Source organism: Novosphingobium silvae, from assembly GCF_009856825.1.
GTDB classification, from domain to species: Bacteria; Pseudomonadota; Alphaproteobacteria; order Sphingomonadales; family Sphingomonadaceae; genus Novosphingobium; species Novosphingobium silvae.
The window spans coordinates 240,170-247,917 of the sequence record NZ_WVTD01000006.1 but is presented as its reverse complement, the minus strand read 5'-3'; the positions used below and the strand labels follow the sequence as shown (position 1 = coordinate 247,917).

Here is a 7,748-nt window from a genome sequence, read left to right as displayed (position 1 = left end):
TATATCTGACCACGACACGATCAGATCCGCCTGCACATCACCATCACGTCGCATCGCCATCGTCGCTGACCGCCTTCTTTCCGTATCCAGGCTGAATCAGATCACACCGACTTCGTCAACGCGCTGTCAAGGGCGTGAACGCCAACGTCACCTGGCACCAGTTCGACAGCGACGTCGGCGATGTCGAGTTCGGCACCGAATGGGACGCGCAGGTCACCTTCAAGCTCAGCCATTTCGTCCTGCTTGCCAAGTACGCCCGCTATGACGCGGTGAGCGTGCCCGCGAGTGGCGACGTCGAGAAGTTCTGGCTCAGCCTCGAATTCGCAATCTGATCCAAACCCTTCGACAGGGAGCAATCGCAATGGCTTATCTTCAACCTTCGGAATTCATCACCAAGCTCATCGATTCCGGTGAATCCAAGATCACGATGTCCACCAGGGACACGCTCGTACGCTCGTACATGGCAGGCGCGATCCTGGCGCTTTCGGCGGCCTTCGCGGTCACCGTCAATGTCCAGACCGGGCAGCCGCTGGCGGGCGCGGTGCTGTTCCCGGTGGGCTTCTGCATGCTTTACCTTCTGGGCTACGACCTTCTCACTGGCGTCTTCGTGCTGGCTCCGCTGGCAGTCTGGGACAAGCGGCCCGGCTGCACCTGGCGCGGCGTGATGCGCAACTGGGGGCTGGTGTTCACCGGCAACTTCGCGGGCGCGCTCACTACCGCGTTCCTGATGGCGATCTACTTCACCTACGGCTTCTCCACCGACCCCAGCGAAGTTGGCGCGAAGCTGGCGGGCACCGGCGTCTCGCGCACGCTAGGCTACGCCGAGTATGGCGCGGCGGGCTGGCTGACCATCTTCGTGCGCGGCATGCTGTGCAACTGGATGGTTTCCACCGGCGTCGTCGGCGCGCAGATCTCCACCACCGTCTCGGGCAAGGTGATCGCCATGTGGATGCCGATCATGCTGTTCTTCTACATGGTGTTCGAGCATTCGATCGTGAACATGTTCCTCTTCCCCACCGCACTGATGCTGGGCGGCGACTTTACCGTGGGCGACTACTTCTGGTGGAACGAGGTGCCGACCGTGCTGGGGAACCTGGTGGGCGGGCTGACCTTCACCGGCCTGATGCTCTATTCCACTCATGCGAAGACGAAGCCGGCGCGGGTGCTCAAGCTCGCCGCCTGATACCCATGCGCCGCGCTTTCCCGTGTTCCCCGGCAGGCCGGGAATACGGGAGAGGCTGCGGTCTCGTTGCTGCACCGCAAAATTGGCGCTTGCAGTAGCCCCTGCGAATCAGATACACATCGAACAGCGAAAGAGCGCCCGTCCACCGCAGGACGGACCAGCGCCTCGCATCACATGACAGAACGCGTGGCAACGAAGCCGCCCGTACCTTTCCCTTCCGGGACAGGCACGAGGCGGTTTTTTGCGTGCGCGTTGCGGATGGAGACGTGACGTGAATGCACCGGTGAACTTCGAGAGGGCAGGCCTCCCCGGCAACGGTCGGGAACGGCTCGTGGTGATCGGCAACGGCATGGCGGGCTGCCGCGCGGTGGAGGAGATCCTTGCCCGCGACCCGCTCCGCTTCGACGTGACGATCTTCGGCGCCGAACCGCGCGTGAACTACAACCGCATCATGCTCTCGCCGGTGCTGGCGGGCGAGAAGACCTTCGACGAGATCGTCATCAACACGCCCGAGTGGTACGAGGACAACGGCATCACGCTGGTCTCGGGAGACAAGGTTGTCTCGATCGACCGCGAGACGCAGAGTGTGATCGCCGCCTCGGGCCGCGTGGAGCCCTACGACAGGCTGCTGATCGCCACCGGCTCGGATCCCTTCATCATTCCGGTGCCCGGCAAGGACCTCGACGGCGTGGTCACTTTCCGCGACCTCGACGACGTCGACAGGATGCTCGCCGCAGCCGATCGCGGCGGCTCGGCCGTGGTCATCGGCGGCGGGTTGCTGGGGCTGGAGGCGGCGCACGGACTGAACCTGCGCGGCATGAAGGTTACCGTCATCCACCTGATGCCTACCCTCATGGAGCGCCAGCTGGACGAGGCGGCGGGGTACCTGCTCCGCTCGGAACTGGAGCGTCGTGGCCAGACCATCCTGACGGGTGCCAACACGAAGGAGATTCTGGGCGAGGGCGGCCGGGTCGCCGGCGTCCGGCTCGAGGACGGGACCGAGATTGCCTGCGACATCGTCGTCATGGCCGTCGGCATCCGCCCCGCCACCGCGCTGGCCCGCGAGGCCGGGCTCGAGGTGGAGCGCGGGATCATGGTCGACGATCACATGGTCACCTCCGATCCCGCCGTGCTGGCAGTGGGCGAATGCGTGCAGCACCGCGGCACCTGCTACGGGCTGGTCGCGCCGTTGTGGGAGATGTGCCGCGCCCTTGCCGATCACGCGACCGGCGCGCCGACAGGCTACGAAGGTTCGGTCACGTCCACCAAGCTCAAGGTCTCGGGGATCGACCTGTTCTCCGCGGGTGACTTCTCGGGCGGCGAGGGCTGCGAGGACATCGTCATGCGCGACGCCGCGCGCGGGGCCTACAAGCGCGTGATCGTCAAGGAAAACCGCCTGATCGGCGCGGTGCTCTACGGCGATACCGCCGACGGTTCCTGGTACTTCGACCTCATGAAGAAGGGCGAGGACATCGCGCCCATCCGCGAGGCGCTGATCTTCGGCCAGGCTTTCGCGTCGGGAGGTGCGCTCGCGGACCCTAACGCTGCCGTTGCCGCCCTCTCGGACGATGCCGAGATCTGCGGTTGCAACGGCGTTTCCAAGGGGACGGTGGTCAAGGCCATCCAGGGCGGCGCGTGCTCGCTCGACACGGTGCGCAGCACCTGCAAGGCTTCGGCCTCGTGCGGATCGTGCACGGGACTTGTCGAGAGCCTGCTGGCACTGACGCTGGGTGGCGAGGTGCAGTCCGGACCCAAGACGCTGTGCAAGTGCACCAGCTTCACGCATGATGACGTGCGCCGCCTGATCCTGGAGAAGGAGCTGAAGCTCATCCCGCAGGTGATGCAGGAACTGCACTGGACCACGCCCGACGGGTGCTCATCCTGCCGCCCCGCGCTGAACTATTACCTCCTCTGCGCCTGGCCGGGCGAGTACGAGGACGACCAGAAGAGCCGCTTCGTCAACGAGCGCATGCACGCCAACATCCAGAAGGACGGCACCTATTCCGTGGTGCCGCGCATGTGGGGCGGGCTCACCAATCCGCGTGAACTGCGCGCGATCGCGGACGTGGTGGAGAAGTACGACGCGCCGATGGTCAAGGTGACGGGCGGCCAGCGGCTCGACATCTTCGGCATCCGCAAGGAGGACCTGCCCGCCGTCTGGGCCGACCTCAATGCGGCGGGGATGATCTCGGGGCACGCCTACGGCAAGTCCCTGCGCACCGTGAAGACTTGCGTCGGCAGCGAATGGTGCCGCTTCGGCACGCAGGATTCCACCGGCCTGGGCGTGAAGATCGAGCACATGACGTGGGGCTCGTGGATGCCTCACAAGTTCAAGATCGCGGTCAGCGGCTGCCCGCGCAACTGCGCGGAAGCGACGATCAAGGACTTTGGCGTGATCTGCGTGGACTCCGGCTACGAACTTCATGTGGGCGGCAACGGCGGCATCAAGGTTCGCGCAACCGACTTCCTGTGCAAGGTCTCGACCGAGGAAGAGGCGATGGACATGTGCGCCGCCTTCACCCAGCTCTACCGCGAGGAGGCGCATTACCTGGAGCGCACCGCCCCCTGGATCGAGCGCGTGGGCCTGCAGTACGTGAAGGACCGGCTGGCCGAGGCTGGCGCGGTCGAGCGCTATGCCGCCCGCTTCCGCTATTCGCAGCAATTCATGCAGGACGACCCGTGGGCGAGGCGCGCTGCGGGCGAGGACGCGAAGCTGCACCAGCACCTTGCCGAAGTTCGCCCTTTCCCAACCGCCCCCAAGCCCCAGCTGGAGAACGCATGATGATCGGCAACTGGCTCGATATCGGTCCGGTCACCCAGATCGAACCCGGCACCGCGCGCACGCTTCCCGTGCTCGGCTGCGAAGAGATCGCCGTATTCCACACCATGCGCGGCGAGTTCTTCGCGCTGCGCAACCAGTGCCCGCACAAGCAGGGGCCGCTCAGCCAGGGCATCGTCCATGGCGATGTGGTGACCTGCCCGCTCCACAACTGGAACATTTCGCTGCGCAGCGGCAAGGCGCTGGGCGACGATGAGGGATGCGTGCCCACGATCCCGCTGAAGGTCGACGCCGGACGGCTCTACCTTCTGCGCTCGGCAGTGGTCACCCGGGCCGAGGCGGCCTGAGCGATGGGGGCGCCGATCCGCACCACCTGCGCGTACTGCGGTGTCGGCTGCGGCGTCCTTGCGCAAGTCACGGGGCCGCGCTCCGTGACCATCCGGGGCGATGCGGCGCACCCGGCCAACCACGGCCGCCTGTGTTCCAAGGGCACGCACCTGGGCGAGACGGTGGGGCTTGAAGGCCGTCTGCTCACGCCGATGATCGGGGACGGAGAGGCGAACTGGGATGAAGCGCTCGATCTCGTCGCGGCGCGGATGCGCGAATGCATCGCCGAGCACGGACCTGACAGCGTAGCCTTCTACGTCTCGGGCCAGCTGCTGACCGAGGATTACTACGCCGCGAACAAGCTGATGAAAGGCTTCATCGGCAGCGGCAACATCGATACCAATTCGCGCCTGTGCATGGCGAGCGCGGTGGCCGCGCACAACCGTGCCTTCGGCGAGGATCTGGTGCCATGCTCGTACTCCGACCTCGACGAGGCGGACCTCGTCCTGCTGGTGGGATCGAACACCGCGTGGTGCCACCCGGTGGTCTGGCAGCGGCTGGAGAAGGCGCGGGCGACGCGGGGCACGAAGCTCGTCGTCATCGATCCTCGCCGCACGGAAACCGCCGAGCAGGCGGACCTGCACGTGGCCGTGGCGCCGGACGGCGACATTGCCCTGTTCAACGCCCTGTTGGCCGAGATGCGCCGGCGCGGGCTGGTGGACGATGCCTCCCTTGCCGCCCGCGTGGAGACCGATGCCGGCTTCTGGACGCAGCTCGATGCCCAACCCGGCGTGCCAGCGGAGACTTTCGCCGCGCTCTGCGACCTTGTCGCCGCTCATCCGCGCATGGTCACGCTGTTCAGCCAAGGGGCGAACCAGTCTGTCTGCGGCACCGACAAGGGCAATGCGATCATCAACCTGCACCTTGCGACCGGCCGGATCAGCACGCCGGGGACAGGGCCCTTCAGCATCACCGGCCAACCCAATGCGATGGGCGGGCGCGAAGTTGGGGGGCTTGCCAATATGCTGGCGTGCCATCTGAGCTTCGGCGCGGACGAACGCGCGGACGTGGCGGCCTTCTGGGACGCGCCGAACCTCTGCGCCGGGCCGGGGCTGAAGGCGGTAGAGATGTTCCGCGCCATCCACGAAGGACGGATCCGCTTCCTGTGGGTCATTGCGACGAACCCGGCCGTCTCGATGCCCGACAGCGCCTTCGTGCGGGAGGCGCTTGCGCGCTGCCCGACAGTGATTGTCTCGGACATACTTGCCGAAACTGACACCGCCCGTTTTGCCCACGTGCGTCTGCCTGCGCTGGGGTGGGGCGAGAAGGACGGCACCGTCACCAATTCCGAGCGGCAGGTCAGCCGCCAGCGGGCCCTGTTCCCGCCTCCGGGCGAAGCGCGCGCGGACTGGCGCGTCATCTCCGCCGTGGCGGCGCGACTGGGCTGGGGGGAGGCATTCGCCTGGAGCGGCCCGGCCGCGATCTTCCGGGAGTTCGCCGCTATGACGAAACTGGCCACAAGGCGCGGCAGGGCGCTGGACCTTGCGGCATACGCCGGCCTGTCGGACGCGGAGTACGACGTCATGGAGCCGTTCCAGTGGGGCGGGCGGCACCCGTTGGCGCTGGGATGTCCCACCCCTTCGGGCAAGGCGCGGCTGGTGCGGGTGGCGGCACCGGCGCCCCGTGCCGACGCGCAGTTCCCCTTGCGGCTCAACACCGCGCGCTACCGCGATCAGTGGCACACGATGACCCGCACGGGCCTCTCGCCCACCCTTTCCCAGCACCGCCGCGAGCCGCTGCTCGAGGTTCATCCGCAGGACGCGGCGGCGCTTGGACTGGAGGACACCGGCCTCGCCCGGGTGGAGACGCGGCAGGGGGCGGCGATTTATCGTGTCGCGCTTTCCCCGGGCCAGCGGCGGGGCGAACTGTGCGTGCCGATGCACTGGACCGACCAGATGGCCGGGGAAGGGCGCACGAACCGGCTGGCATCTCCTGCCACGGACCCGGTTTCGGGGCAGCCCGGCTTCAAGGACGCCGCCGCCCGGGTCCAGGCGATCACGCCCGACTGGCGCGGCTTTCTCGTGCGGCGCGACGGGCCCGTGCTGGATGGGCCTATGCTGGATGAGCCCGTGCTGGATGAGCCGGGGCTTGAGGGCCTTCTTTACTGGACGCGAAGCCGCGTGAAGGCGGGGTGGCTCTACGAACTGGCGGGCGAAGGGGCGATCGCGATCGATACCCTGCTTCCCGCCGGCGACCGGATCGAAGTGGCGGACGAAGTGCGCGGCATGCGCCGCATCGCGGTGCGCGGTGCCGGCGGCATGCTGGAAGCGGCGGTCTACCTCACCCGCTCCGGTCTGTTGCCCGCGCGTGAGTGGGTGGCGAGCCAGCTGGGGAGCGGCGAGGCCGCCACTGCCGAATTGCTCGCCGCGCGCCCCAGCGAGCCGCTGCCCGATCGCGGTGCGATGGTATGCGTGTGCCACGGCGTCGGCGAAAAGGACATTGCCGCCGCCGTCCTTGGCGGGGCCTGCACCGTCGAGGACGTGGGCGCCTGCACGCGGGCCGGCACCAATTGCGGATCGTGCCGCCCGGCAATCGCCCGCCTCGTCGCGGCGATGCCCCCCGTTCCCTCGATCCCGCTAGTGGAGGCCGCAGAATGACCGATTTCCAACATGGCATGGTCTGGCTTGTCGGCGCTGGGCCTGGCGATCCCGAACTGCTCACACGGAAGGCCGAACGGCTGATCGGCGAAGCCACCGTGGTGTTCCACGACGCGCTGGTCGGCCCGGGCATCGTCGAGATGGCCGCGCCGTCCGCGCGGCTCGTCAACGTCGGCAAGCGTTCGGGCCGTCACTCGAAGGACCAGGCGACGATCGATGGCCTGATCGTCGAGGCGGCGCTGGCGGGCGAGAAGGTCGTGCGGCTCAAGGGAGGGGATCCCGGCATCTTCGGCCGGGCGACCGAGGAGCTCGTGGCGTGCCGGGCCGCCGGGATCGCGATCCGCATCTGCCCCGGCGTCACGGCGGCGAGCGCGGCATCGGCAAGGCTGGGCGCCTCGCTCACGCTGCGCGGACTTGCCCGCAAGCTGACTTTCGTCACCGCACATGCGCGTAGCGGCGAATGCCTCGATCTCGACTGGGAACGCCTGGCCGACCCGGATGCGACGCTTGCGGTCTACATGGGCAAGGCGGCGGCAGGCGAAGTCTCCGCCCGGCTCATCGCGGCCGGACTTCCCGCATCCACGCCGGTGGCGCTGGTGGAAAGCGCCAGCCTTCCCGCCGAGCGGCATTTCCACACGACGCTTGGCCTCCTGCCGCTCGCCGCGCGCACCGCGCTGGGCGACGGGCCGGCGCTGCTGCTGATCGGCGAGGCGATGGCCCGGCCCGTGGACGAGGCGCCCGAGGAGAACGCGGCAACCGCGCCGCTCCGGCTCGTCCTGCGAGACTGACCCGCTCGGCCCGC

Annotated in this window: 6 protein-coding genes; all 6 read left to right on the top strand. The window is 67.7% G+C overall.

The window, feature by feature from the left end; all coding sequences use genetic code 11:
- The first annotated feature begins 134 nt into the window (after positions 1-134).
- The 6 genes from GR702_RS10665 (at position 135) to cobA (ending at position 7,734) form a co-directional block, all read left to right on the top strand.
- Positions 135-332: a hypothetical protein gene (locus GR702_RS10665; protein ID WP_202408196.1), complete on the top strand. Its 198-nt coding sequence runs from the start codon at positions 135-137 to the stop codon at positions 330-332.
- A 29-nt stretch (positions 333-361) separates the two neighbouring features.
- On the top strand, positions 362-1,183 hold the full coding sequence (locus tag GR702_RS10660; protein WP_160985853.1) for a formate/nitrite transporter family protein: 822 nt from the start codon (positions 362-364) through the stop codon (positions 1,181-1,183).
- Between the two features lie 271 nt (positions 1,184-1,454).
- The gene (gene nirB / locus GR702_RS10655; protein WP_160985852.1) at positions 1,455-3,965 is read left to right on the top strand and encodes a nitrite reductase large subunit NirB; all 2,511 of its coding nucleotides are present in this window, start codon (positions 1,455-1,457) and stop codon (positions 3,963-3,965) included.
- A complete protein-coding gene (nirD, locus tag GR702_RS10650; RefSeq protein WP_160985882.1) occupies positions 3,965-4,309 on the top strand; it encodes a nitrite reductase small subunit NirD in 345 nt (114 codons plus the stop codon). Before nirB ends, nirD begins: the two co-directional genes overlap by 1 nt.
- A 3-nt stretch (positions 4,310-4,312) precedes the next feature.
- Complete coding sequence (locus GR702_RS10645) at positions 4,313-6,946, top strand: nitrate reductase (protein WP_160985851.1); 2,634 nt, start codon at positions 4,313-4,315, stop codon at positions 6,944-6,946.
- Positions 6,943-7,734, top strand: a complete 792-nt coding sequence (cobA, locus tag GR702_RS10640) for a uroporphyrinogen-III C-methyltransferase (RefSeq protein WP_160985850.1) — start codon at positions 6,943-6,945, stop codon at positions 7,732-7,734. Before GR702_RS10645 ends, cobA begins: the two co-directional genes overlap by 4 nt.
- Positions 7,735-7,748 lie beyond the last annotated feature (14 nt).

Excerpts from the sequence above, each read along its gene's own strand:
- nirD (WP_160985882.1), top strand. The coding sequence starts at position 3,965 with ATGATCGGCAACTGGCTCGATATCGGTCCGGTCACCCAGATCGAACCC.
- GR702_RS10645 (WP_160985851.1), top strand. The coding sequence starts at position 4,313 with ATGGGGGCGCCGATCCGCACCACCTGCGCGTACTGCGGTGTCGGCTGC.
- cobA (WP_160985850.1), top strand. The coding sequence starts at position 6,943 with ATGACCGATTTCCAACATGGCATGGTCTGGCTTGTCGGCGCTGGGCCT.
- GR702_RS10660 (WP_160985853.1), top strand. The coding sequence starts at position 362 with ATGGCTTATCTTCAACCTTCGGAATTCATCACCAAGCTCATCGATTCC.